24 protein-coding genes and 2 pseudogenes are annotated in these 25,824 nt (G+C 60.9%); 13 read left to right on the forward strand and 13 right to left on the reverse strand.

Annotated features, from left to right (window positions below; all coding sequences use genetic code 11):
• Positions 1-33 precede the first annotated feature (33 nt).
• Positions 34-939 carry an MBL fold metallo-hydrolase gene (locus tag AC3FKH_RS21820; RefSeq protein ID WP_488677904.1) on the reverse strand — a complete coding sequence of 302 codons (906 nt, stop codon included), beginning with the start codon at positions 937-939 and terminating at the stop codon, positions 34-36.
• Positions 940-1,091: 152 nt separating this feature from the next.
• Between AC3FKH_RS21820 and AC3FKH_RS21825 the strand changes: the two genes are divergently transcribed.
• Positions 1,092-2,048: a GlxA family transcriptional regulator gene (locus AC3FKH_RS21825; RefSeq protein WP_483735178.1), complete on the forward strand. Its 957-nt coding sequence runs from the start codon at positions 1,092-1,094 to the stop codon at positions 2,046-2,048.
• Here AC3FKH_RS21825 and AC3FKH_RS21830 read toward each other — a convergent pair.
• The 4 genes from AC3FKH_RS21830 to AC3FKH_RS21845 form a co-directional block, all read right to left on the reverse strand.
• Positions 2,045-3,511, reverse strand: coding sequence for an amidase family protein (locus AC3FKH_RS21830; RefSeq protein WP_483735029.1), 1,467 nt, complete (start codon positions 3,509-3,511; stop codon positions 2,045-2,047). The genes AC3FKH_RS21825 and AC3FKH_RS21830 overlap by 4 nt on opposite strands.
• Before the next feature lie 107 nt (positions 3,512-3,618).
• Positions 3,619-4,995: an MFS transporter gene (locus tag AC3FKH_RS21835; RefSeq protein ID WP_483735028.1), complete on the reverse strand. Its 1,377-nt coding sequence runs from the start codon at positions 4,993-4,995 to the stop codon at positions 3,619-3,621.
• Positions 4,996-5,093: 98 nt separating this feature from the next.
• Entirely contained in the window at positions 5,094-6,128 is a 1,035-nt protein-coding gene (locus AC3FKH_RS21840) for a GlxA family transcriptional regulator (RefSeq protein WP_483735027.1), read from the reverse strand.
• Between the two features lie 535 nt (positions 6,129-6,663).
• Complete coding sequence (locus AC3FKH_RS21845; protein ID WP_483735026.1) at positions 6,664-7,350, reverse strand: M24 family metallopeptidase; 687 nt, start codon at positions 7,348-7,350, stop codon at positions 6,664-6,666.
• A 278-nt stretch (positions 7,351-7,628) separates the two neighbouring features.
• On the opposite strand from AC3FKH_RS21845, the gene AC3FKH_RS21850 reads away from it, so the two are divergent.
• Complete coding sequence (locus AC3FKH_RS21850) at positions 7,629-8,630, forward strand: GlxA family transcriptional regulator (RefSeq protein ID WP_483735025.1); 1,002 nt, start codon at positions 7,629-7,631, stop codon at positions 8,628-8,630.
• A gap of 144 nt (positions 8,631-8,774) precedes the next feature.
• Positions 8,775-9,749: an MBL fold metallo-hydrolase gene (locus AC3FKH_RS21855; RefSeq protein ID WP_488677905.1), complete on the forward strand. Its 975-nt coding sequence runs from the start codon at positions 8,775-8,777 to the stop codon at positions 9,747-9,749.
• 6 nt (positions 9,750-9,755) lie between these two features.
• Here AC3FKH_RS21855 and AC3FKH_RS21860 read toward each other — a convergent pair.
• A pseudogene (locus AC3FKH_RS21860) lies at positions 9,756-10,002 on the reverse strand (H-NS histone family protein).
• Positions 10,003-10,081: 79 nt separating this feature from the next.
• Complete coding sequence (locus AC3FKH_RS21865; RefSeq protein WP_483735023.1) at positions 10,082-10,786, reverse strand: dienelactone hydrolase family protein; 705 nt, start codon at positions 10,784-10,786, stop codon at positions 10,082-10,084.
• Between the two features lie 316 nt (positions 10,787-11,102).
• On the opposite strand from AC3FKH_RS21865, the gene AC3FKH_RS21870 reads away from it, so the two are divergent.
• Positions 11,103-11,330 (forward strand): hypothetical protein, encoded by a 228-nt coding sequence (locus AC3FKH_RS21870; protein WP_483735022.1) that lies wholly within the window; start codon positions 11,103-11,105, stop codon positions 11,328-11,330.
• A gap of 890 nt (positions 11,331-12,220) precedes the next feature.
• Here AC3FKH_RS21870 and AC3FKH_RS21875 read toward each other — a convergent pair.
• Positions 12,221-12,538: pseudogene (locus AC3FKH_RS21875) on the reverse strand (PDDEXK nuclease domain-containing protein); the annotation flags it as partial.
• Between the two features lie 339 nt (positions 12,539-12,877).
• Positions 12,878-13,492 carry a TetR/AcrR family transcriptional regulator gene (locus AC3FKH_RS21880; RefSeq protein ID WP_483735021.1) on the reverse strand — a complete coding sequence of 205 codons (615 nt, stop codon included), beginning with the start codon at positions 13,490-13,492 and terminating at the stop codon, positions 12,878-12,880.
• 109 nt (positions 13,493-13,601) lie between these two features.
• Here AC3FKH_RS21880 and AC3FKH_RS21885 point away from each other — a divergent pair, with 109 nt between their 5' ends.
• The 9 genes from AC3FKH_RS21885 to AC3FKH_RS21925 all read left to right on the forward strand — a co-directional run bounded on the left by AC3FKH_RS21885 (position 13,602) and on the right by AC3FKH_RS21925 (position 20,995).
• Positions 13,602-14,894 (forward strand): NAD(P)/FAD-dependent oxidoreductase, encoded by a 1,293-nt coding sequence (locus AC3FKH_RS21885; RefSeq protein WP_483735020.1) that lies wholly within the window; start codon positions 13,602-13,604, stop codon positions 14,892-14,894.
• Complete coding sequence (locus AC3FKH_RS21890; protein ID WP_483735019.1) at positions 14,891-15,649, forward strand: DUF1365 domain-containing protein; 759 nt, start codon at positions 14,891-14,893, stop codon at positions 15,647-15,649. Before AC3FKH_RS21885 ends, AC3FKH_RS21890 begins: the two co-directional genes overlap by 4 nt.
• A gap of 115 nt (positions 15,650-15,764) precedes the next feature.
• Positions 15,765-16,922: a class I SAM-dependent methyltransferase gene (locus AC3FKH_RS21895; protein ID WP_483735018.1), complete on the forward strand. Its 1,158-nt coding sequence runs from the start codon at positions 15,765-15,767 to the stop codon at positions 16,920-16,922.
• A 2-nt stretch (positions 16,923-16,924) separates the two neighbouring features.
• Entirely contained in the window at positions 16,925-17,464 is a 540-nt protein-coding gene (locus AC3FKH_RS21900; RefSeq protein WP_483735017.1) for a chalcone isomerase family protein, read from the forward strand.
• Positions 17,461-18,759, forward strand: coding sequence for an MFS transporter (locus tag AC3FKH_RS21905; protein WP_488677907.1), 1,299 nt, complete (start codon positions 17,461-17,463; stop codon positions 18,757-18,759). Before AC3FKH_RS21900 ends, AC3FKH_RS21905 begins: the two co-directional genes overlap by 4 nt.
• On the forward strand, positions 18,756-19,292 hold the full coding sequence (locus AC3FKH_RS21910) for a DUF3833 domain-containing protein (RefSeq protein WP_483735015.1): 537 nt from the start codon (positions 18,756-18,758) through the stop codon (positions 19,290-19,292). Before AC3FKH_RS21905 ends, AC3FKH_RS21910 begins: the two co-directional genes overlap by 4 nt.
• A 10-nt stretch (positions 19,293-19,302) precedes the next feature.
• Positions 19,303-20,091 (forward strand): SDR family NAD(P)-dependent oxidoreductase, encoded by a 789-nt coding sequence (locus tag AC3FKH_RS21915; RefSeq protein WP_483735014.1) that lies wholly within the window; start codon positions 19,303-19,305, stop codon positions 20,089-20,091.
• A complete protein-coding gene (locus AC3FKH_RS21920; RefSeq protein ID WP_483735013.1) occupies positions 20,088-20,549 on the forward strand; it encodes a nuclear transport factor 2 family protein in 462 nt (153 codons plus the stop codon). The genes AC3FKH_RS21915 and AC3FKH_RS21920 overlap by 4 nt, the downstream gene beginning before the upstream one ends.
• Before the next feature lie 68 nt (positions 20,550-20,617).
• Entirely contained in the window at positions 20,618-20,995 is a 378-nt protein-coding gene (locus tag AC3FKH_RS21925) for a response regulator (protein ID WP_483735012.1), read from the forward strand.
• A gap of 342 nt (positions 20,996-21,337) precedes the next feature.
• Here the strand turns inward: AC3FKH_RS21925 and AC3FKH_RS21930 are convergent, their stop codons facing one another.
• The 4 genes from AC3FKH_RS21930 to AC3FKH_RS21945 all read right to left on the reverse strand — a co-directional run bounded on the left by AC3FKH_RS21930 (position 21,338) and on the right by AC3FKH_RS21945 (position 25,203).
• Positions 21,338-22,126, reverse strand: coding sequence for an HpcH/HpaI aldolase/citrate lyase family protein (locus AC3FKH_RS21930; RefSeq protein ID WP_488677940.1), 789 nt, complete (start codon positions 22,124-22,126; stop codon positions 21,338-21,340).
• Between the two features lie 122 nt (positions 22,127-22,248).
• Positions 22,249-23,718 (reverse strand): NAD(P)(+) transhydrogenase (Re/Si-specific) subunit beta, encoded by a 1,470-nt coding sequence (locus AC3FKH_RS21935; protein WP_483735010.1) that lies wholly within the window; start codon positions 23,716-23,718, stop codon positions 22,249-22,251.
• On the reverse strand, positions 23,715-24,074 hold the full coding sequence (locus tag AC3FKH_RS21940) for an NAD(P) transhydrogenase subunit alpha part 2 (RefSeq protein ID WP_483735009.1): 360 nt from the start codon (positions 24,072-24,074) through the stop codon (positions 23,715-23,717). The genes AC3FKH_RS21935 and AC3FKH_RS21940 overlap by 4 nt, the downstream gene beginning before the upstream one ends.
• A 10-nt stretch (positions 24,075-24,084) precedes the next feature.
• Positions 24,085-25,203 (reverse strand): Re/Si-specific NAD(P)(+) transhydrogenase subunit alpha, encoded by a 1,119-nt coding sequence (locus AC3FKH_RS21945; RefSeq protein WP_483735008.1) that lies wholly within the window; start codon positions 25,201-25,203, stop codon positions 24,085-24,087.
• Positions 25,204-25,824: the final 621 nt, after the last annotated feature.

The raw sequence follows: 25,824 nt of genomic DNA on the forward strand, positions 1-25,824 counted from the left end.
TACGTGGTTCGGTAAGCTTGAATCGGCCGCGAGCTAGAAGCTGTACGACTGGCCGTCCTCCGGCACCAGCACGCGCCGCGAATTCATTCCCTTCTCGGCGATGTAGTCGCGCAGTTCCTGGCGGGACTGAGTGCAATGGGCAAGCGCCTCCATATGGCTGGCAATCACTGTGGTTCCGGGCGCCGCCTGGTAGACGCGATAGAGATCTTCCTTGCCCATGATGAAAGCGCCGTCATAACCGACCAGGCGTCCAAAGCACGCGTTCAGGATCGCGACGTCTGGCCGGTATTGCGAGAGTGCCTCCTCCACATATCGGTTCCAAACCGTGTCGCCCGCCACGTACACCGTCTTGTATCCTGGCCGCTCGAATACGATGCCCGAAGATTTTCCCAGGCGCTTTCCCCGACCTTCGACCATCGCGTCACTGCCGTGCTGACCACCAGTCTTGCTCAAGCGTGTCCCATGAAAGTCGACGTTGGTGGTAAGCACGCGCACGTTCTCAAAGCCGTCCTTGCGGAGGCTTTCAGCATCTTCGTCGCTCTGCGTAAAGATCGGAATGTCCTTGGGGAGGCTGCGCCTGGCGGCTTCATCCCAGTGATCGTAGTGCTGTGCGTGGGTGACGATGACCGCGTCAGCCTTGATGACTTCCTCCAGCGGTATCGGTAGGTCAACCAACGGATTTCTGAGCTGGCTGTTGTAGGTACCCTCGAATCCCGGGTATGCGCCTTTCCTGGCGAGCATCGGGTCGATGAGGAAGGTGGCCCCGGCATACTCGACCTTGATCGTGGCGTTGCGAATCTGACTGAATCGGACCACCGACGCGTCTGCGGGCGGCGTCATGTTGGCGACGGAATCAGTGGCAACGATGTCTGCGCAGCCACCTAGCAGGATGGCGGACGCCGCGGCAACGGCGATCTGCAAGTGCGTCGAACAATTCATGGGTATCCTTTGCATTACCGGGAAGGTTCCGGCAACGGCGCCGCTTCCCATGGCCCGAATTCTGTGCGCATCGCCCGTGAGCGAACAGTATTCCGGAGGCCCAGCTTCGATATAATCGGGCCATGCGGAAAACAGCCTCTACACCTCGACGCCTGAGAGTTGCTGTGATTGCCTTCGACGGCATAACGCCTTTTCACTTGTCGGTGCCATGCCTGATATTTGGCGGCAATCTCAGTGACCCCGGGGTATCGGCTTTCGAGGTGATGGTTTGCGCAGCGGACGCGGTGCCGCTACGCACTACCGCCGGCTTTGCCATCGACACTGCGTGCGACCTTGCCGCCGTGGACTCCGCCGATCTCGTGATCATGCCGTCCTGGCATGACGACTGCCGTCAGGCCCCGTCGGACTTGCTCGAGGCGCTGCGTCGTGCGCATCGTCGCGGTGCGAGGGTGGTGGGCTTATGCCTGGGGGCATTTCCGCTGGCCCAGGCCGGCCTGCTGGATAGCAAAACCGCGACAACTCACTGGGAATGTGCCGGCACACTGTCGGAACGATATCCGAAGGTCAGAGTGGATCCGGATGTGCTGTATGTCGACGAGGGCGATGTCCTCACCTCCGCGGGCGTCGCTGCAGGCATAGATTGCTGCTTGCATCTGTTGCGCCAGATTTCTGGCGCAGAGGTTGCCAATCGTCGCGCCAAACGGCTATTGATCGCCCCACATCGGCAGGGAGGGCAGGCGCAGTTTATCGAGCGGCCATTACCGGTCACCCACAGCGACGACCGGCTCTCCCAGGTTCTCGACTGGGTGACGCACCATCTGGAGCAAGCCCATACCATCGAATCGCTCGCGGATCGCGCCGCGATGAGCCGACGCAACTTTACCCGCCATTTTCGTCAGACCACCGGCACGTCGTTCAAGCAGTGGATATTGCACCAGCGGCTGGCACGTGCGCAGCATTTGCTTGAAAGCGGCGACGCCTCGATTGAATTCATCGCCCAGGAAACGGGCTTTGGAACAGGCTTGTCGCTGCGTCAACATTTCCGCGCCGCCCTGCTCATCTCGCCGTCGGCCTACCGCAGGCAATTCCGGTCGGATCCGCCAACCTAGCCAGGAAAACCCGGGCGCTGGTCCCAGAGCTGCTGGATCAGTGTTCCGTGCGCTGCCTCGATGATAGCGCCCGCATGCAACAGTCGCATTTCACGGAATGCCGGCGCAACGAGCTGTACCCCAACGGGCAACCCCCCAGCCAGTCCCGTCGGAACGTGCAGACCTGGCAATCCGCACACTGCCACTGCCATCAGCGGACTCTGCACGTTGAGCAAAGCACGCATTTCATCGACCGACCCTTGGTCGGCGTCCCAGCGCAAAGGCAAGCGGCACGACGTAGGCATCAGGACCAGCGGGTAGCGCCGGAACAGGATATTCCACTTGCGTCGCATTTCATCGCGAGAGGCAATCGCTTCGGCATAGCCGGACAGGTTCAAGTCTGGCGCACAGGCTGCCATGTTATGCACCGGCGTACTGATGACCGCGTCGCCAATTGCGTCCACGGCGTCAAGCATGCCGAGCCTGCATTCCGACATGACGATGCTTTCCCATAGCTCCATCCCTTGCTTAAGGTCTGGCAAAGGAACCCGCTCAACCGTGTAACCCGCGCTGGCCAGCACGGCGGCGGCCGAGAGTAGTGCTTGTTGGATTTCTCGATCGACATGGATGCCATCTATCTCGTCTACGAGAGCCACATGGATTGGCAGTTCGTCATCGTCGTATCTGAGGCGCGCATCGACCCAGGTCGGATCAATGCCCCCATCACGCGCCATCGCTTCCAGAGCCAGCCTTGCGTCCGAAATAGTACGCGTGAGCGGACCCTGCGCAGACATCGCCTGAAGTCCGAAGTAGCGTCGTGGCGCCGTGGCCTGGAATGAGGGAATGCGACCAGTCGTTGCCCGCAAGCCCACAACACCATTGACATATGCCGGATATCGGATTGACCCCGCTATATCAGTGCCGTGAGCGATCGGACCCATACCACTCGCGACGGCTGCGCCGGCGCCACCGCTCGAGCCACCTGATGTCACCGCGGCCGACCAGGGATTGCGCGTGCGTCCATAAACCGGATTCTCGGTGAACCAGCGGAAAGAGTGTGGTGGCGTGTTCGTGCGCCCTATGATTACCGCCCCCGCGCGGCGCAGATTGGATACAACGCCACTGTCTTCGCAGGCAATCCGATCGAGCCATAGCGGATTGCCATTGCTCGTCGCCTCGCCGGCGACATCGACGTTCAGCTTGATCGAGACAGGCACTCCGGCAAGCGGCCCCAACGGCTCGCCCGCACTGCGCCGGCGGTCCAGCGCTCCGGCTTCGGCCAGCGCACGTTCCCTGTCCATATGGACGATGCTGTTGATCACGGGATTCACCGCGTCAGCACGCGCGTAAACGCTCTCCACGACCTCTACAGCCGAAATGTCGCCACGGCGAACCGCGTTGCCTATTTCTGCGCCGGACCAGCGCCAGAGATCCCTGGCAACGTCGATCGCGCGTTTGCTGCTTTCAGTTTGATTCGCTGACATCCTTTCCTTCCGGTTTCCTCTGGTGACAGGCAGCCGTTGTTGGCATTGGCAAGCAGCCAGCTGGCGGCGCGGCATGGTGTTCGAGCCAAGTTTGGAAGCGTGTCAGGTCAACGCGCGTTGCAAGGCTGAACACTACCTTCCTGCGGGCGCGTGGCAGTGACCGTCATCGAGTTCTGCCGTCGGTCAATTAATGCGACTGCAACCATTGCGATAGCAGCTGGAATCGCCATAAGCAGGAAGTTTTGATGGAGCGGGAGTTGCATCCCGACCACGGCGCCCAGGACGACGGGCGCCGAGATGGCGCCCGTCCGTCCCACGCCGGAACCGACACCGATGCCAGTCGAACGAACCGACAACGGATAGTACTGTCCCGCATAAGCGTAGACGACAATCTGCGTGCCAATTGTCGATGCACCCGCTACGCACAGGAGGAAATACAGCACCGGCGTTGATGACCTGAATCCCAGCAGCGTGATGGAAACACCGGCCAATGCGAACATGAAGATGAGCACACTGCGAATCTTCATGCGGTCCGCAAGCATGCCACCACCAATTGCGCCAAGCATGCCACCAATATTCAGGATGAGAACGAACGTCAACGCCGATCCCAGGCTATAGCCCGCGTTGGCCATGAGCTTCGCCAGCCAGGAACTCAAGGCGTAGACCATGAACAAGCACATGAAGAACACAATCCAGAACATGCATGTACTGAGGGCCCTTCCATCGCTGAACAGGGTGCGCAGCGAAGCCTCGCCATCGCGGTTCGCGCCAATAACGAATTGATCATCGTGGCGGAACACGTAGGTACTATCGAGCTTTGTACAGATGCGGCTCAACTCCTGCCGGTGATCGTGCTTGACCAGGTAAGCGATCGACTCCGGAACATACTTCAAGACCCAGGGAACGACCAGTACAGGCGCTGCCGCTGCGTAGAAGACCGCCTGCCATCCGTAGCTCTCGATGAGACCCTTGCCGAGCAGGGCGGCGATCATGCCTCCGACAGAGTAGCCACTGAACATCACCGTAACCAGCGTGGTCTTCAACTTGCGCGGCGAGTATTCCGTCATCTGTGCCACTACCGCGGGCATCACGCCACCGATGCCGAGTCCGGCAATAAATCGCGCAATGCCAAAGGCCACCGGAGTTGTGGCCATGCCGGCTATCGCTGTAAACAGACTGAAGAGCGAGACGCACAGCGCGATTGCACGACGTCGCCCGATACGGTCAGCAAGGGTACCGAGCAACACCGCGCCGCACATCGCCCCAAACAGTGCTGAACTGACCATCATGCCGGCGCCGGTGGCGTTGATATGCAGATCGCGCATGATGGATGGCAGCGCTATCCCCGCAACAGCGAGGTCATAACCATCGAAGATAATGATCAGCCCGCACCACGCCAGTACCAGTGCATGGAAAGCGCTGAACTTTGCATCGTCCGCGACCTTTAGCAAATCGATAGAACACCCAGTTCGTTTTTCGTCCACCGTTGTCTCCTTTCTGATATCGCCTGATTGAATGCGAAATGGTTCCCCATCCTGGAGAGTCCTTAATCGCCAGGAATTGCACTGCTGACAATCTCGAGTCACGCGGTTATGGTCGTCTCGTGCAGGCGCTCATCAGGCCGCACCTTGCGCTGACTGCGCGTCCGGGTCGCTGAAGACGGATCAAGAAAATGTGCGCGATAGTCCTGGGGTGAAATCCCCAGGCGCCGCCGAAATACCGAACGCATACGGTGCGCGCTGCAGAATCCGCACTGGTACGCGATGGTCTTGATGGGCTTCGATGAGGTTTCAAGCAGGCCTCTTGCCGCATCTATCCGCACGGCCTCGACGAAATCCATGACGCTGAGGTTGGACTCGCGCATGAAGATTCGCGTGAAGTGGCGGACGCTCATTCTCACGACGTCCGCCAGAACGTTGAGGGAAAGATCAGCAGCCAGATTGGCAAATACATACTGCTGTACCTGCGAGACCAGTGAATTCGGCTCTACCGAGATATTGAGGTAGGAACTGAACTGGGACTGTCCGCCCGCGCGATGGGTAAAGAGCAACAACTGCTTGGCCACGTTGACGGCGACTTCCCGGCCATGGTCTCGCGCGAGCAGATAGAGGCTCATGTCAATGCCGGCGGTGACTCCGGCAGACGTGACCAGATTACCGTCCTGGATATATAGTCTGTCCGCATTTACCACGGCGGACGGACATTCCCCTGCGAGACTGGCCGCGTCGTTCCAGTGCGTCGTGACATGCTTGCCATCAAGCACGCCAGCTCTGGCCAAAAGAAAGGTGCCATTACAGATGGTGCAAACACATGCTGAATTTGCGGAGGCCGTCCGCAACCAGGCATACAAGGACGGCGCAAAGCGCTGTTCAGGCAACGTAGGACCTCCTGCTATGAGCAACAAGTCGTAGGCGCCATCCGAGTCCGAAAACAAGCGATTGGCATGGATTTCCAGGCCATTCGAGCAACGTACGCGGCCGCTCTCCGTGCCCAGGATTTCAAAGCTGTACTGATCGTCTGCAGAAAGAAAGCGATTCGCTTCCGCAAAGACATCGAGCGGCCCTGAGACATCCAGCCCCTGAACCCCCGGGAATACCAATATGGCTGCGGTTTTCATGTACGGGCCTGCACTTCAGGTGATCTCAAACCACGGCACCTCTACAAGGCCGCACTGGCCGTCTTGCTGTCACCCGGGGCCGGGCTGGCTTGCCCTGCGGGTCCGTCATACAGATCGGCAAATCTTCCGCTCCGGCTTGCTTGCTCAAGCACGCGTTCCGGAATCAGTGTGACAAGGAAGTATGTTGTGTACCCGCCGAACAGTAGCGCCAGCAGAAAGTACGTCACGGAAAGTAGCGCGAACATTTAATGGTGCCAGTCCAGGAACCTAAAGAAAGTGCGCTATAACGTCCTTCTCAAGACGGTCCAGCGACACGCTGATTGGCCCGTCGCATCCCTGTATGCAGGTACGGGCCCTCACACGGCAGTGTAGGCGGTATGGAACGCGTCTCTCGTGCAGAGGGCGAACGAATCCGGCCAAAGTACGGTGGTTTCGGGTCGCGGTGGTTTGGACGATATCCCAGAGGGGATACGGCACAGCATTTTGTGATGGATCCTGCCACCGCACTTCGCGTTGTGACCAGCGCAGAGCCGAGTTATCGGTAGTCCGCGTCTTCCAGCAGCATGTCCTCGAAGAACGCGCCGAATCGTTTCCTCGGATCGCGCAGGTGGATCTCGAGAATCCAGCGCATTGCCGCCGGGCTGTCTTCGAAATCCGCCAGCGAGCCGGCGTGGATCGTGGCGTGGGGAAAGTCCGACACACGGTGACCCGGCAGTTCGAAGTTGAGTTCCCAGCCCATCGACTTCGCCATACGGTCCGCTTCGGCGTACAGCTCCTGTCCGGTCAGACGTTCACGCTTCCAGACACTGCGTACCTCGTGGAACAGTACCTCGGCATCGCGTGCACAACGTTCGTACTCCGTATGCTGCCCCACCACGAATGACGCCCCGCCGTCGCCTTCCCAGGCATCCACGCGAGGCGCGATGTCAATGAAGAAGATGTCGTTCTCCTGCAGGATCACACCGGGCTCCGAAGCCAGCTTCATTGGCTTGATGGTGTTGCGGCCGAAACGGACACGAGTGGGATGCCAGCTAAGGACAAGGCCTGCGTCAAGCATGACGCCCTTGGCCATCGCGACGGCGTCTTCCTCGACCATGCCCGGAGTAACGCGTTCCGCGATCCGGGCGATTGCCTGGCGGGTCTTGTTGCGCGCCAGCAGCATGCCATCGACAGTAAAGGCCGGGCCGACGCGCTCGGCGGGGGATGCGGGAACTGCGCTCATTCAATGCTCTCCTGTGAGAAGGCCGAAACCGCTTCGGCCTTGAGCAGTGATTGTTCCCGCGTTCGTCGTTCCAGGCAGCGCAGACAGACAGCTTGGGAGTGCCAATCAGCGTGCCTTTCGTGCCAGTCTCTAGTGGCCGCGATGTCAGGGGAGATTTCGGGCCAAAATGCGTTCAATTCCGGCTATGGCAGAGGAGCTGCCATGGCTCGAACCGAGGCTTTCCGATATCGTTCGAGATTCAAAAAAGCCCTCGTCCGCCGCCTTTTGCATCTGCGCCCGTGACCCGAACTGTTGCCCTCCTCGTTTTCCCCGGCGTGCAGGCACTGGACGTCGGCGGTCCGATGGACGTGTTTGCCGAGGCGAACCGCTTCGTCCCAGAGGACGCTCGCTACGAGATTGAAGTCATCGGCATAGGCGTTGATGGGTTGATCGCCTGCTCCAATGGCTTGCTGCTCAAAGCGCATCGTGCGTATGGCGACGTCGATCCCGTGGTAAGCAGTTACGACCTGGTTCTGACAGCGGGCGGGCCAGACTTTCCCAAGGTCATATGGAATGCCGGTGTCTATGACTGGTTGCGGCGCATCTGCGCAGTATCGCGGCGTTACGGGTCCATCTGTAACGGCGCCTTCGCTCTCGCGCGTGCAAGACTGCTCGACGGGCGCACCGTCACCACGCACTGGAGCGATGCCGGGCAGCTTGCGAACCTATGCCCGAACGCACGGGTGGAGGCTGACCGGATCTTCGTACGTGACGGCAACCTTTATACGTCGGCAGGCGTGACGGCGGGCATTGACCTCTCGCTGTACCTGGTTGCGCAGGACCATGGTGACGATGTAGCACTCAACGTTGCCCGACGCCTCGTCGTGTTCAGGCAGCGCGCGGGTGGGCAATCGCAGTTCAGTCCCTACCTCACTCCCTGTGCGGAGCCGACTTCGCCGGTCGCGCTGGTGCAGGAATACGTGCTTGGGCACTTGTCGGAAGAGCTCAGCGTTCGCGTCCTCGCCGGCGTTGCGAGGATGAGCTTGCGCAACTTCGCGCGGGTCTTTGCGCGGGAAGCCAGGATGACACCCGCCGCCTTCATCGAAAGCGCTCGAGTCGATGCGGCGCGTGCCATGCTTGAGAAAGGCAAGGCACCGCTCAAGCGCATCGCCTACGAATGCGGATTCGGCGATGCCCACAATATGCGGCAGATCTTCAAGCGGCGCTTCGGCGTGTCTCCTCAGCAATACCGCGCCACCTTCTCTGCACCGGCAACTGACCCGGTCCTCCCAATACGTTGACGCCAATGCTTAGGCTGGCACGAAGGCATTGCAGTTTGGCTTGAATCGTCCCCCTGTCGCGACGCTGACGCTCGCCCCCCATTGCCATACTTATCGCTGATGCAGGCAATCCAGCTCGCGTCCCCGTATGAGACACACGACTTCATGTTAAAGCGACTTCTTCTATCTACTCTTATCGTGGCGAGCCCGCTGCTCCCGTGCGCAGCGATTGCAGCCAATCGTGGCAGTCAGTCGCTCGCCAGCCCCGAAGCCACACCAGACGATTACTTCCATACCGGTGCAGGGGCCCGCTATCTGCGTCGCGCCGATGCCGATCTCGTTGTTCAACCCTTGCGCGGAAACATCACCGTGCTGATGGGATCCGGTGGCAATATCACGGTGCTGTCGGCCAAGGAAGGAATGTTCCTAGTTGACGCAGGTATCGGCAAGTCGCAGGAGAAACTGCGGGCGGCGCTCATGAAGATCAGCCCGGCCCCGCCAAGGTTTGTCGTGAACACGCATTGGCACTGGGATCACACCGATGGCAATGCGTGGATGCACGCGGCGGGCGCCACCATCGTCGCGCAAGAGAATACCTTCAGGCATCTGACGGAAACCACGCATGTGAACGCCTGGAACTGGAGATTCGATCCTGTGCCCCAAGCGGCCCGTCCAACGCTGCTGGTCAAGGACGGGAAGATCTTCAACTTCGGGGGCACCCGAGTCGAAGTGGAAAATTTCGGCCATGGCCATACCGATGGCGATCTATGGGTCTACTTCAAGGACGCAGACGTACTGGCGCTCGGCGACACCTTCTGGAACGGCTTCTATCCGTATATCGACAACGAGGACGGCGGCAGTATCGACGGCGCAATTAAATGGGCCAACAAGGCTGTCGCGCGTACCACCGCGCGCACCATTGTCATTCCCGGCCACGGTGCGATCGGCACGCGCACGCAGCTGGTCGAATTTCGAGACATGCTAGTCACGGTACGCAACAACGTGGCGGTCCTGAAAAAGCAAGGCAAGTCACTCGACGAGGTCATCGCGGCCAGGCCGACGGCCACGTTCGACGCGAAATGGGGAAATTTTGTGTTCAACGGCGACCAGTTCACAAAGATGGTCTACGCCGGCTTGTAGACATCGCTATCCGATGCGGAAAAACTCGATGCTCTGCCCCGCATTGACGGCACGCTTGAGCCACGATGGCATCTCGCCCTGCCCGCCCCAGGTCAGCCCTTCCGCGTTGCGGTAGCAGACCATCGGCGCCGGTGATGCGGGCGGTGTTCGTGGGGGTGGACGTGGCCGCTGCATCCAGGTCTTCCAGCGTCAGCCCGTAGGCGGCCATCTGGGTCTGGATCCGGCGGATGGCCGCCGCCCGCTCATCTTTCATGTCATCGTTGCCGTCGCTGCCATCATCCCAGCTTCAGGACAGCGTGGGCGCAGACGGGATGCTTCCCGGCTGGCGATGATCAGCGCCAGAGGTGGCGCGCGAAGAACGTCAGCGTGCGGTCCCAGGCGACCTGCGCCCAAGCGGCGTCGTACTGAGTACCGGCGATGCGGCCGTCGCCGATGGCTTCCTCGTTGGCAAAGGCATGGTGCGCGAGGTAACGGTGAAAGGTCGCGTCGACGCCGCCGGCGCGCAGCTTCTCCTCGAGCTTGTCGAAGTCCTCGGCCGCAAAGAACGCGTCCTGCGTGGCCGAGTGGACGAGTACCGGCGCCTTGATATTGGCGGGGTCGATAGCTTCCAGCGGCGGCATGCCGTAGAACGGCACACCTGCCTTCAGTTCGGGAATGGCGTTCAGCGACAGCAACGTCAGGGCACCACCCATGCAGAAGCCGGTGATACCGATGCGGCTGCTCAGGGTGCCGAGGTACTGCACGGCGCCGCGGATGTCCTGCGCCACGGCGTCGCCGAAGTTCAGATTGGACATCAGGTGGTGGGCCTCCTCCTGCTTGACCGTTATAGCGCCGCGGTAGAGGTCAGGCACCAGCGCGTAGTAGCCGGCACGCCCAAGGCGGTCGGCCACGCCGCGAATCTGGTTGTTCAACCCCCACCACTCCTGGACAACGATGATGGCCGGGGCGCCGTCGGTGAGATCCGGCTTGGCAAGGTAGCCGTTGACCGACTGGCCGTCTGGACGGGTGAACGAGACTGTCTGACCGATGTGTCGCATGATGGGCCGCTCCTGTCGTTTGCTGTGGACCAGATGGGCCGGATGATAGCGCAAGGGAGGTGCTCCGGAATGCGCGGGCAGCGACAAGCGGCGATCCCGGCGGCTATCCGACCCGGAAAAACTCCGCGTTCTGCACTGCGATAGCTGACTACAGCTGGCGGTAGCGAGGCGGCGGATCGAAGCACCCCACCGCTTCCAGTCTTCCAAAGTCGACGCCAAGTCCGCCCTGTGCGCCCGGATTCAGCGAATCGCTGCGCACCGTCACAGACGGCCGCCTCGTCGGCTAGACTGGCGCAGGAAGCCACAAGGAGCCACGATGGACCCGGATGACGTGATACGTGACTTCGAGCGCCTTGCGCTGGATGACACGACAGAATTGGAGGTTGACGACGCGATTGCGGGCTTGGCGGTGCTGTTGGCCGATCCTGCGATTGCGGGGAAAGAACGGGCCCTGTTGACCCAGGTAGGTGCAACACTCTACCGGTTAGGCTTGAACGAACGAGTGCTGGCGGCGCTCACGAAGCGGGGCAACACGCCTCAGTGACCCTGCCCATCCACCGGCCGCCGCGGCTTTCCTGGGCATTGAAGGACAGTGGGGGAATGCTGAGGCACCGGCTTCAAGACTCTCGACAACGAGCCCGTGGTGGCTCGTCGGCATCCGCCGAGTCCGCGAAAATGTGCCGGTTGTGAAGGCGGCTGTGCACCGTCTCGCAGCGGATCAACCTCTTAGCCGCAGGCTCCTCATCCTCATCGGCAGTGCTGGCTTCCGCGGCGCTCCGTAGGTAGACTTGCCGGGACACGATAGCGACGATCACAATGATGGTGCCGACGCAGCAGGCTCGGGCCAAAAATTGAAGGTATCGTGCCATGGGAATCGCACCGGATTGCAAGGTGATGGGTGGCGAGACTACACGAAAGTGCCACAAATCGATTGCTATGCCGTGGCAGTATTGACACCGCCTCCGTTACGTCATAACGGGGTCGGACTGCGGCGTGTGTACCGGGCTGATGGCCTTGCCAAAGACAATCGCGCACCGTGTCGAGCGACCATTACCGGGCCACGCTTCATCTGCCCTTTCCGCTGGACATGCGAACGGCTATGACGAAGCTTTCACCGACGCGCACTGCGTCAACGACGGCAAATGGGCCATCTAGGGACGGAGAAGAGGTCCGGGCGTGAAATACCATCTATGCCGCTGCGCATTTCGACTTTTCAGCCATTTCGAGTGCCTGGACGTCGACGACTGACTGAGGAGCTGGCGGCGACAATGGGCATCCGTCTCTTCCTTAAACTTACTCTCCCACCAACCAGCAAAAATTCGGTTCGGGTGTTATGTTGAGTGAGGAATCCAGCCAGCCTGTGATGAGGGCAGCCCAAGACATTAACGAAAACTGCGGTCCTGCGGGATCGTAGACAAGCCTCAGTTAAGCAATGACGGTCGGATGATCCGCCTCGCTTTTCATCTGTGCGTCAACGGCCCGACAGATAGAAACTGATTTGATCAGCATACTCAGGTTTAAAGGCGCCCGTTTTTAATTCAATGACGATATAGCAGCGCAGCTTGAGGTGATAGAACAGTAGATCAAGATAGAAGTCATCGCCTCCAACTTCGAGGTAAACCTGTCGGCACGCCATAGGCGAAGCCGGCCCCGAGCTCGAGAAGGAAAACGAGTAATATGATCGACCAGCGCTGCCTCCAGGTCTCGTTCGGTCGCATTAGCACGCAAACTAAAAAAATCGAAGACGTAGGGATGAGTCGGCCGATCAACCGCCGGAGCGATAGTTGAGGCGGATGACCGCTAGACTCGGATAGCCGCCATCGAGTTGTGGAAGCCTTGAGCGGCTCAGAAGGGTCGAAAGCGGGAGTCCGTGGTTGCTGCGGGCCTGGCGACCGGCGAACTTCCGCGTTCGGCTATCACAGCCATTGGACAATATTTGACTAGCGTCTGCTGTTCGAACAAGAGCCGACCCTAGTGCGGCTTTCTTGATTGGCCCAATGGCGCTCGTCCCAAATCGTCTGGCGTCGACGCGGTCAAGCGCCGAAGCAGAAGCAACGGCTTGGGGCACAGTGGAAAGCGAGACGACCCGGATTATTGACGCGCGGCGATGCCATGAAAACACACGTCTAGCATATGGGAAACGATTTGCTCGTCGTCCATCTTGCCATATAGGCGCAAGTAGTCGACCGCCGGGTCGCAAGTACGCGAGTAATAGGAAAAAAGGATGACGTCATCAGGAAGCCCCGCGTCCAAGTCACCTGCCTTCTTTGCTTCGCCCACCAGCCCCTTCAGAACCCCGTTCAGCTTGAGCACGCGCGTCACATAGTGCAAATTGCGCGTGAGCATATCGCGAACGCTCGGGCTCGTTGAAGGCAGGAACGGCAACCCGCCCTCCAGGCGGACTCGCAACGCCCACGCCAGCAGCGCACGCAAGTGAAACGCCGCAGTTTGCTCTTGCGGCAATCCATCAAGAAATTCCAGCGCACCGTCGATCAAGCGAATCATTGCTGCCCCAACGAGGTCGTCCTTTGACTTGAAATGCTTGTAGAGGATGGGCTTTGAAATTCCCACCTCGCCCGCGACGTCGTCCATCGTCATCAAGTCGAACCCCTTCCCCGCCAGGATACGTGTCGTGGCATCCAGGATTGCGTCCTCGCGCAACCGGAAGGTTTGGTCCTTGAAGCTCAGCTTGCCCAGAATACCCATTTGTAAATTTCGTTACTATGCAGTAACCTTCTTTCCGAGACAGTAGGGATATGGTAGCACCCTGGTTAGACGGCGCATCAATAAATGCAAAAAAACTAGGAAGGTGGTCATGAGCGCTTCTTCAGTCACTCAAACGGGATTGCGAATTGCTGTGGTTGGGGCCGGGATCTCGGGGTTGGCGAGCGCCTGGATGCTTGCACGGGATCACGCCGTCACGCTTTTTGAGGCGGGTAACTATCTTGGCGGCCATTCCAACACGGTCGACGTGTCCCTTGATGGCTACCTTTGTCCGGTAGACACCGGCTTCCTCGTATTCAACGAACGCACATACCCGAATCTGGTAGGGATGTTCGAGGCGCTTGGCGTACGGACTCATGCGAGCGATATGTCTTTCGCGGTCTCACTGGATGAGGGACGTCTTGAATGGGCTGGCACGAATTTGAGCACCGTCTTTGCCCAACGACGCAACGCCTTTTCACCGACGTTTCTCGGCATGCTGCGCGACATCGTGCGATTTAACGGTGCTGCCCAACACCATCTCGCGTTCGCCGAGCGCAGCGGCTGTTCAGTGGGTGACCTGTTGACGGCCGGCCAATATGGACAGCCCTTCCGTCACCATTACCTGCTGCCCATGGCCTCCGCCATCTGGTCGTGCGCGACGACCGACGTCCTGCGCTTCCCGGCGGCCACCTTCCTGCGCTTTTGCTTGAATCACGCGCTTCTGCAAGTTCGCAACCGCCCGCAGTGGCGCACGGTCGCGGGCGGTGCACGTGAATATGTCAGACGCATCGCCGCGCATCTCGACGACATCCGGCTGGGCGTTGCCGTGCGCGCGGTACGCCGGGACGAAACCGGCGTGACGGTTATGACCGACGAAGGCTCTGCGCGTTTTGATGCCATAGTGTTCGCATCGCACGCCCCGGATACCCTCAGGATGCTTGCGGATGCGACAACAGATGAACGAGCAGTGCTTGGCAGTGTGCGCTACGCCCCGAATGTCGCTATCTTGCACACCGACGCAACGCTGCTGCCCAGGCGCTCGCGTGTATGGTCCGCCTGGAACTACCTCGGTCGCCGCCATGGCGATGCCGAGCGTGCAGTGTGCGTGAGCTACCTTCTTAACCAGTTGCAACCTTTGCCGTTTCGCTCGCCCGTCGTGGTGACGCTCAACGCCTACCGGGACCCGGCTCCCGGCACGGAGTTGCGCCGCTTTCACTACGAGCATCCTCTCTTCGACCTCGCTGCCATTGCAGCGCAGCGGCAACTCCCCGCGTTGCAAGGCAAACGACGGACCTGGTACGCCGGCGCCTGGACCGGCTACGGCTTTCACGAAGACGGCTTGAAATCGGCTCTGAGAGTGGCTCGCGATTTTGGCGCCTTGCCGACCTGGTCAAAGCTATGAAGCCCCCTGCATTGCTATTGCGCTGCCGCGTCATGCACGACCGCCTGCGCCCGGTGCGCAACCGCTTTGTTTACCCCGTCTTTTGCCTGCGCGTCGACATCGATGGGCTGACGGCCTTGCAACAGTGGTGGTTCGGCGTGGACCGCCAGAGACTTTTCAGCCTGCAAACGCGCGACTACGGACCACGAGATGGCACAAGCCTGAGCGATTGGATTCGTCCACGTCTTGCAGCCCTGGGGCTGCCCGATGACGGACCGATCTGGTTGCAGACCACACCCCGCATCTTCGGGTATGCCTTCAATCCCGTGAGCTTTTGGTATTGCTACGACAAGGCTGGCGAACTGCGGGCGTTTGTCGCTGAAGTGAACAACACGTTCGGCGACCATCACGCTTACCTTGTTACGGCACCGGACCTCGGGGCGATCCATGCGCGCACAGTGCTCGCGACCCGCAAGGTCCTGCATGTGTCGCCCTTTAACACCATGCAGGGCCACTACGCGTTTCAAGTGCGCGAGACGGAAAGCACTGCCTATGCCGCCATTGACTATTTCGACGACGGCGGCCTGTTGCTTCGCACCTCGATCGGCTGTCGCAAGTTCCCGCTCACCCTGCCGCGCATGCTGATGGCCTTGGCAACTCAGCCTTGGGCGGCAATCGCCGTCATCGTACGCATTCACTGGCAGGCGTTTCGATTGTGGCGGATGTCGGTTCCCTTTCATGGCAAGCACCCGCCTTCGGTACCTCCCGTCGGCTAACACCCATTTCTGTCCGGCAATATCCGCTCATATGACCCGCCCTCCTGACCAACGTGCACTGCTACAACCTTGTATCCCGGCCCTGCTGCCGTCACGAACGTCCGTATTTGCCCGGATGTTCCTGGCCGCGCTCGAGCGCGTGGCCGTGGGCCATCTGGTGCTCTTACGGCCGGACGGGGAGGAGGCGATTTACGGCGATCCGCATGAAGCGCCGGGGGCTCGGCTGACGTTGCGAGACTGGCGCGCCTGCGAGGCCATCCTTCGCGCCGGCGATATCGGTTTTGCCGAGGCCTATCGTGCCGGCTGGATCGACACGCCCGATCTGGTTGCCCTGCTTCGCCTGGCCCTTGAGAACGAATCGGTCTTGTCAGGCGCCATTGATGGTGCATGGCTGGGCCGCCGCTGGTATCAACTGCGACAGATTTTCCGCAGGAATACACGGCGCGGCAGCCGGCGCAATATCCACGCGCACTACGATCTGGGCAATCCTTTCTATGCCCTGTGGCTCGACGAGACGTGGAGCTATTCCGCCGCGTACTTCGGCGGGCACAACGAGCGCCTCCTGGCAGAGGCACAGGAAGCCAAGTACGCGCATATCTTCGACACGCTTGGGCTGAAGCCGGGGATGCACGTCCTTGAGATTGGGTGTGGTTGGGGCGGCTTTGCCATGCACGCGGCCAGACGCGGCGTGAATGTGCACGGCGTCACGATTTCCGCCGCTCAATTGGCGCAGGCACAGATCCGCATTGAGCAGGCGGGCATGACCGACCGTGTCAGGGTGGAGTTGCGCGATTATCGCGACCTGCAAGGCAATTACGACGCCGTCGTATCCATCGAGATGTTTGAAGCGGTGGGGCAGGCCTATTGGCCCGTTTTCTTTGATCAGGTCTGCCGTAGGCTTCGCCCGGGCGGCCAAGCCGTCGTGCAATCGATCACGATCGACGATGCACGCTTCGATGCGTATCGGTATGGCAGCGACTTTATCCGCGAGTACATCTTTCCGGGCGGAATGCTCCCAAGCCCGGAGAGATTTGCACAAGCCGCCAGCCGAGCGGGGTTTTCAAGCCGTCAGGTATTGGCCTTCGGCAAGGACTATGCCGAAACGCTGCGGCGATGGCGCGAACGTTTCGAGGCCCAGAACGGAGCAATCCTGACACTTGGCTTCGACGACGCATTCGTACGCATGTGGCGGCTATATCTGTGCTACTGCGAGGCAGGATTCGATGCGGGTCGCATCGACGTCGTGCAATTCCTTCTCACGCGCGGCGACTAGCAATGGGACGGCACCTGGCAGCCTGGACGCTTGCGCTGGCAACTCTGCCCGGTATTGCGGCCGACTCGTGGCGCGACGCCCTGCCGCAAGCGCATATGGTCGGGCAAGGTGAATACCGCTGGTTGGGGATGCGCATCTATGAAGCGCAGCTTTGGAGAGGCCACCCTCCCAGCCCCGGGGACCCGGCGGGCGTGCTCGACGAGCCGTTCGCGTTGCGCCTCATCTACGCGCGAGACATTGGTGCACAACGCCTGGTGGACACCAGCATCGAGGAAATCCAGCGCATCTACGGAAATGCCTTGTCCGAATCCACCGTTGAACAGTGGCGACAGGCGCTTTCACGTGTATTGGTCAACGTGCGTGCGGGAGATCGCTTAACCGGCGTGTACGCGCCAACGCTGGGCGCGCGCTTCTTCGCCAACGACCGCGAGACCGGCCAAATCGCCGATCCGGTGCTTGCCCGTGCATTCTTTTCCATCTGGCTTGGGCCCTCGACGCGGGATCCGGCACTGCGCCAGAAGCTCCTTGGATTGGCACGATGACGATACGCTCGACGCAGCTCCTCGCCTATGGTGCCCTTGGCCTCCCGCTCGCCATGGTGGCGCTGCCGGTATACGTGCAGGCCCCAGCCTACTACACCTCTCGCCTTGGCATGCCTTTGTCCACGGCTGGCCTCATCTTGTTTCTCGCCCGCCTTGTCGATACAGCACAAGACCCGTTCTTCGGGCGCTGGGCAGATACTCTGGCGCGCAGTGGCCGGCTGCCAGCGACCTTGTGGATCAGTGCCGTATGTCTTGCCGCCGCCTTTGCGGCCCTGTGGATGCCGTTGGCAGAAGGCACGGCATTGGCCGTCTGGTTTACCGTAGCCGTTGTTGTGGTATACGCCACCCACAGCTTCATGAACATCGCGTACCTCGCGTGGGGAGCCAAGCTAGGGAACGATAGCGACGTGTTGACCAGGGCGGCAGCGTGGCGGGAAGGCGCTGGCCTCGTGGGCGTCCTCATCGCCAGCGCGGGCCCCTCATGGCTACTGGCAGGCGAAGCGTCGGCGCCGCAGGATGCCATGTCCCCGTTCATTGTGCTTTTCTCCGTTCTGCTAATTGGAGCACTGTGGGCGCTCCGCTTTGCTCCGCCCTGGCAGGCATCACGCCCGCCGTTACATAACCCCGGGGGCGGGCGAGCAGACCCTTCCATTCGGATTGTATGGAGAGCCGTGCGCGACAACCGCTCGTTCCGCAGGATCTTGCGGCCGTATTTTCTGAACGGCCTAGCTGTCGCCATACCCGCCTCCCTGGCAGTGTTCTTTATCGAAGACCGCCTGCGTGCCATGCACTGGGTCGGGCCAAGTCTTGGACTGTATTTCCTGGCTGCCGCCCTGGGGCTCCCAATATGGGTTCGGATATCCAGGCGCGTCGGTCCCCAGCGTGCCTGGAGCACCGCAATGAGCCTGGCAATCGCCGCGTTCGTCTGGACGGCGACGCTCGGACAGGGAGACCTGGTGCCGTTCCTCGTGGCATGCATCGGATCGGGATTTGCGCTCGGGGCCGATCTTGCATTACCGACGGTCCTGCTGGCCCAGTGCATTCCCAATCGGGAAGGGTCCGGCGCCTACCTGGGGATCTGGACCCTTATCGGCAAGCTATGCCTGGCACTGTCGGCACTGATGCTGCCGGGACTGGCCTGGCTGGGCTATAAACCGGGCGCACCCGCCGTCGGCGCGCCAGGGGTGGCGCTCGCCCTTGCCTACGCTGGCCTCCCCTGCCTGCTCAAGTTCGGAGCCCTTATGGCACTGCGCGCGAATTCGTCCACCACAACCGTCACAGAGGAACGCCAATGAAGCCGCTCGCCGCGATGATCTTCGGTGCCGCTACGATTCTCGGCACGGCCTGCACTACGCCAGATGTCAGCCTGTATGCACAGGAGCGCCCCGTTTTGGACGTGACGCAGTTCTTTGCAGGCAAGACCGAAGCCTGGGGAATGTTCCAGAAGCGCAGTGGCGAAATCGTCAAACGATTCCATGTGGCCCTCGACGGTCGCATGTCTCAGGATCAATTCGTCCTGCACGAGGCGTTTCGCTACAGCGATGGCACGACACAGGAACGTACCTGGACGCTCCAACGCGGGCCCGACGGCGCCTGGCGTGGCGAAGCCCCGGACATCGTTGGCACGGCGAGAGGAGAATCTGCTGGCAATGTCCTCCGGTGGCGCTATACCTTGCACCTTCCGGTCGAAGGGAAGGTCTACGACGTCCAGTTCGACGACATGATGGTCCTTATCGACCCGCAGACGATGATCAATCGCGCCCGTGTCACCAAGTTCGGCTTCGAAGTCGGACAGGTGACGCTCGTTTTTCGCCGTCCGGCACCGTAGGAGCACGAACATGATCCTCGGTTGGCACCTTAACCCCCGCTTGCGCGACTGGCATGGCAAGCGCGTCTGGCTGGTCGGCGCCTCGAGCGGGATCGGTGCGGCACTCGCCAGGGATTTGCTTTCAAAAGGGGCATGGGTCGCAGTGTCGGCGCGTCGCGCTGGCGCACTGCTGGCGGTCGTTGAGGGCCATCCCAAGGGCGTCGTGCTGACCATGGATGTACGCCAGCCTCAAGATTGGAAAGCGACTCACGACGCGCTGTGTGAAGCGTGGCAAGGGGTCGACCTCGTGGTCTTCTGCGCGGCAGATTACCGCCCCCTAAGCCCTTGGGAATTGAATGCGCGAGAAGCACACGACACGATGGAAACCAATGTTTGCGGCGTGTATTACGGGTTGAGCGCCGTGCTGCCTACGATGCGTTTGCGGCGCTCGGGCGGTATCGCCATCGTCGCAAGCGTCGCAGGCTACGTGGGCTTACCCAACGCCACGCTATATGGACCGTCCAAGGCGGCCCTGATCAACCTGGCAGAGCTCTTGTACGCGGAACTCCATGCGCACGGCCTCGGCGTGTATCTGATCAACCCGGGCTTCGTCAAATCGCGCCTGACGGCACGCAACACCTTCCGAATGCCCGCGCTCATGACACCAGAAGCCGCTGCCGAAGCGATTGTCGACGGGTTGGAACGAGGCAGATTCGAAATCGCATTCCCGCAACGGTTTACGCGCCTGGTTCGCCTCGTCAGTCTGCTGCCTTACCGGTTTAGCCTGGGCCTGCTGCAGCGATTAACCCATGCAACATGAACGCTTCGTCCGACATGCCCGATCAAGATACCCCGACGCCCCATGCCCTCGCCCAATTGTTGACGTGGTACGAGGCGTTATCGCCTTCCTCGCTAGCGCATCTGGAACACTATTACGCACCGCATGCGCGCTTCTGCGACCCATTTAATGACGTCTGCGGGGTCGCCTCGATCCGTGCGGTCTTTGAGCATATGTTCGAGAGTGTCAAGACGCCACGTTTTTCGATCCAGGCACGAGCGAGCAGCGGGCGTGAAGCGTTTGTTGCCTGGAGGTTCACGGGGAAAGTGCGCCGGCATCCCTTCGACGTACCCGGCTGCACCCAGCTTTCCTTTGATGACGACGGCCTTGTTGCAAGCCATCAAGACTTCTGGGACGCTGCCACACTGTGGCGTCAGTTGCCGCTCATCCGCGCTCCCGCTGCGTGGCTGTGCAAACGCTTTTCAGCAACAGTTGCATGACACATGCCTCCGAGTTGGAACAGTCATACCGTCATGCCCCGCTAACACGTCTTGCGAATTTCCGAACCATGGCCACCATTGTTGTCATCGACGACGAGCCAATGAATGCCGATGCGCTGGCCCTCATGCTTTCGGCGGAAGGGTTTTCAGTGCGAACCGCCGCCGATGGCGAAGCAGGTCTGCGTTTGGTGGCAGAGACTCATCCGGACTTGATCATCACGGACTTTATGATGCCTTTAATGACGGGGCTTGAACTTGCGCGGGAGCTGCGAGCCAACGCCACCACCGCTCATATTCCCGTCGTGCTATTGACTGCTGCTCAGGCAGAATCCGGCCGCCGTTATCCACACCTGTTTGACGCCGTCTTTGCAAAGCCTTGTCTTCCCTCAGACATTTTCGGCGCGGTGTCGCGACTACTGAAAAGCCAAGCCAGTCGTCGAATATAAGGCATTCATGACTCGACAATGGCTGATGCCTCGGCAGCAAATCTGAAAACACGCAATCAGCCAAACCATCGCTGAGTTTGCCGGCCGCAAGGACGGCGTCTCCCAATACCAACATGGTTCTCTATGTAGGGATTCGTCTGGAGTCGCGCCAACTTCGGACGTTCGTTTCGATGTACCGAGAGACGGAGATGGGTCGTACTCTGCCCTACGCGGACCGGTCCAGGGGGAGCGCTCGGTTGTGCTCGGCGTCGGGCCGGACCCGGCCATTTACGGACGCTCACCCGCGGCTTCAAGCGGATATTCGAACGGCGCATCTACATCGGAAACCGGCCATTCGGAAACTCAGTCTTCTCCCTCAACGTGGGAGAGGATTCGATGCGCTAGTCGTAAATGCGGTCGGTCGACCATAGCGTTTCCAAGCCTCGCCACACCTGAGGCACCGACGCTTGAGAACGCACTAACAATTTCCCTCGCCCATCGGACCTCTTCCTCCTGAGGCATAAAGGCCTCATTTATTGCGCGGATGTGGGAGGGGTGAGCTGCAGCCTTCGCAGTGAATCCGTCGCGCTTTGCTCGCGCTGCTTCTTGACTAATATGCGACGGGTCGGCAAGGGTCGTGCTGACGGCATCGATTGCATCAATGCCGGCTTGCGCGGCTGCAAGCAGACACATCGTGCGCGCCACTGAGAACGGGGCAGTCAACTCACTGCCAGCATGAGATGAGAACGCGCCGAGGTCTGCAGCCAGATCGTCTACGCCCCACATAAGTGCTTGGAGGCGCATCGGAGCGTTTCGATAGGATGAAAGCCCCAAGACGCCTTCCGATGATTCTGTCGCCATGGCAATGACGGCCGTCTCCCACTTGCCATCCAGAAGAGCCCGCAAGGAAATCGCAGATTCTATGCACATCCTGAACGCTGCGGCATTTGGGCAGCACGATCTGTCGCTATCAGCCGGAACGAAGAGTAGGGACCGCAGTCGATGGGGCAAGGCCGGATGCATTCTCGTTGATCTCCTGAGGTGCGCCGAGTTGTCTAGCAGCCGGAAGCGGCTCCCTTTGACTCTGATGGCGCAAGTGGGAAGAATCGACATGCGGAAGCGCACGATCGAACTGCACCTTACCCGCCGCATATGAATCTTCGACGACACGGCTTATCTCACTTCCACAAGATCGGCAAGTGGTGCCGCTCGTCCAACTGGGCCCGGGGAGATGCTCAGATAAGCGCAACGCCGGTCCCGGAAACGCCAGCTATTCAATCCACCGCCTTGAACATATCCTCGACCACCTTCTTGGCGTCGCCGAACACCATCATGGTCTTGTCCAGGTAGAACAGTTCGTTGTCCAGGCCGGCATAACCGGCGGCCATCGAGCGCTTGTTGACGATGATGGTCTTGGCCTTGTAGGCCTCCAGGATCGGCATGCCGGCGATCGGCGACTTCGGGTCGGTCTTCGCCGACGGATTCACCACATCGTTGGCGCCGAGCACCAGCACCACGTCGGCCTGGCCGAACTCGCTGTTGATGTCTTCCATCTCGAAGACCTGGTCGTACGGCACCTCGGCCTCGGCCAGCAGTACGTTCATGTGGCCCGGCATGCGTCCCGCCACCGGGTGGATCGCATACTTCACGGTCACACCCTTCTCGGTCAGCTTCTCGGTCAGTTCCTTCAGTGCGTGCTGGGCGCGCGCCACGGCCAGGCCGTAGCCCGGCACGATGATCACGGTCTCGGCATTGCCCATCAGGAACGAGGCGTCATTGGCCGATCCCGACTTCACGTTGCGCTGGGCCTGCGCGCCGCCCGCGCTGGCCGCCGTCGCATCGCTGCCGAAGCCACCCAGGATCACGTTGAAGAACGAGCGGTTCATCGCCTTGCACATGATGTACGAGAGGATCGCACCGCTGGAACCCACCAGCGAACCGGCGATGATCAGCATGGGGTTGTTCAGCGAGAAGCCGATGCCCGCCGCCGCCCAGCCCGAATACGAGTTCAGCATCGACACCACCACCGGCATGTCGGCGCCGCCGATCGGGATGATGATCAGCACGCCGAGCACGAAGGCGATGGCCAGCATCACCAGGAAGGGCATCCAGTCCTGCGTCATGAAGAACGCGATGCCGAAGCCGACCATCGCGACCGCCAGCGCCAGGTTCAGCATGTGCTGGCCCGGGAACACCACCGGTGCGCCCTGGAACAGGCGGAACTTGTAGCGCCCGGCCAGCTTGCCGAACGCGATCACCGAACCCGAGAAGGTAATCGCGCCGACGAAGCAGCCGATGAACAGCTCGATGCGGTTGCCCGTCGGGATTTCATGCGAGCCCGCCGCCGCGATGCCAAAGGCCGCTGGCTCCGCCACGGCTGCCACCGCGATGCACACCGCGGCCATGCCGATTAGCGAGTGCATGGCGGCCACCAGCTCGGGCATCTTGGTCATCTCGACCTTCTTCGCCACATAGGCGCCAATGCCGCCGCCGACCACCAACCCCGCGAGAATCAGCGCTAGGCCCGAACCCGCACCCGTGCCAGCGCCAGCCGCGAGGAACTCGCTCTTGAGCTTGGCGATCAGCGCCACCGTGGTGAGCGCCGCCACCGCCATCCCGATCATGCCGAAGGCGTTGCCCTTGCGGGCCGAAGCCGGATGCGACAGGCCCTTCAAGGCCTGGATGAAGCAGACCGACGCACCAAGGTAGAACAGCGTCACCATATTCATGGACAGGGCATTCATCGCGGCATCTCCACCAGTTCGCCGCCCGCATGCGGGGCCTTCGCGTTGCCTTCGGCCTTCACCTTGGGCGCCTTCTTGCGGAACATCTCCAGCATGCGCTGCGTGACCAGGAAGCCGCCGAACACATTGACCGCGGCCAGTGCCACCGCCAGCGTGCCCATGGTGCGGCCCACGCCGCCTTCGGTCAGGCCGGCCGCCAGCATGGCGCCGACAATAATGATGGCCGAGATCGCATTGGTTACGGCCATCAGCGGCGTATGCAGTGCGGGCGTGACGGTCCAGATCACGTGGTAGCCCACGTAGATCGCCAGCACGAAGATGATCAGGTTGATCACCGTGTGGTTCACCATTTCCATCGAACTCTCCTTAACAGGCCAATGCCTCTTCTTCCCGCCGTGTCATCAGGCAGGCGGCGACGATGTCGTCGTCCGGGTTGAGCGTGAACTGGCCTTCCTTGTCGATGACCAGCTTGAGGAAGTCCAGCACGTTGCGCGCATAGAGCGCCGAGGCATCGGCAGCAACCATGCTGGCGAGGTTGGTGTGACCGACGAAGGTCACGCCATGGCGCTCGACCACTTCGTCTGCCACGGTCAGCGGGCAGTTGCCGCCTTGCGCGGCGGCCAGGTCGACCACCACCGAACCCGGCTTCATCTGCTGCACCGTGGTTTCCTGCAGCAGCACAGGTGCCTTGCGGCCGGGGATCAGCGCCGTGGTGATGATGATGTCGGCCTGCTTCGCGCGTTCGTGCACCAGTTCCGCCTGGCGGCGCATCCAATCCGGCGGCATCGGGCGCGCATACCCGCCTACGCCCTGGGCGATTTCGCGCTCTTCGTCGGTAATGAATGGCACGTCCAGGAACTTGCCGCCGAGCGATTCGATCTGCTCCTTAACGGCCGGGCGCACGTCGGAGGCCTCGATCACCGCGCCCAGGCGCTTGGCCGTGGCGATGGCCTGCAGGCCAGCCACGCCGGCGCCGAGGATCAGCACCCGCGCCGCCTTGACGGTGCCGGCGGCGGTCATCAGCATCGGCATGAAGCGCTGGTAATAATGAGCGGCCACCAGCACGGCCTTGTAGCCGGCGATATTGGCCTGCGAAGAGAGCACGTCCATGCTCTGCGCGCGCGTGGTGCGCGGCGCGGCTTCGAGCGCGAAGGCCGTGATGCCGGCGGCCGACATGCGCGCCTTGTTCTCGACATCGAACGGATTGAGCATGCCCACCAGCACGGCGCCCGGCTTCATCTGGGCCAGTTCCGCGGCTTCGGGCGCGCGCACCTTCAGCACCAGATCGGCCCCGAGCGCCTCGGCGGCGCTGCCGATGCGGGCGCCCGCGGCCTCATAGGCGGCATCCGGCTGGCTGGCCCGTACCCCGGCACCCGCCTGCACCACGACCTGATGGCCCTGAGCGACGTATTTCTTGACCGTCTCCGGAGTGGCGGCGACTCGAGTCTCGCCGACTCGTGTTTCTTGAGGGATGCCGATGTGCACGTTACTTTCCTGTTTTGATTACGTTAAACCTCTGCAACAGACCGGCTTTCTTGCTCCTTAATTACCGGCGACTTACTGTCACTCAACTGTGATGTGCTTCTCTTCCATGAGCTTTGCCCACCGCATCACTTCCGCGCTAAAGTATTCGGTGAACGGCAGGCCGTTCTGGCGTACCAGCGTAAAGTCCGCCGCGATAATGCGATTGCGTACGGTTTTCAGATGCCAACATGCGAGAAGCGGAGGTGGCAACCGTGTCGACAATTGGGCGCGACGAGCCAACGGACATCAGCAAACCAGTCCCGTTTTCGACAATCACCGGATAGCCGACCTCGGTCACGGTTGGCAAGTCAGGCAGCAGCGGATACGCGTGGTCAACGCCAGGGCGCGCAGCTTGCCTGACTTCACATATGCCAGCGACTCTGGAAAATTGGAGAAGACCACCTCGATCTGATCGTGAGTGCTGCGGCGCAGTCAGCAGCCCCGCAGCTACCTGGGTGCCCTACGAAGATCAGCACCGGGGCACCACTAAGAGCCTCGACCAGGTGTTGCGCATGCCGACTTAGCCCGGCTCGTCCCGTAAGTCAAAGCCGGGTGTCAGCGCCTGCACCGCGAAGGGGTTCA

The organism is Cupriavidus sp. 21MJTG02-4 (genome assembly GCF_057798975.1).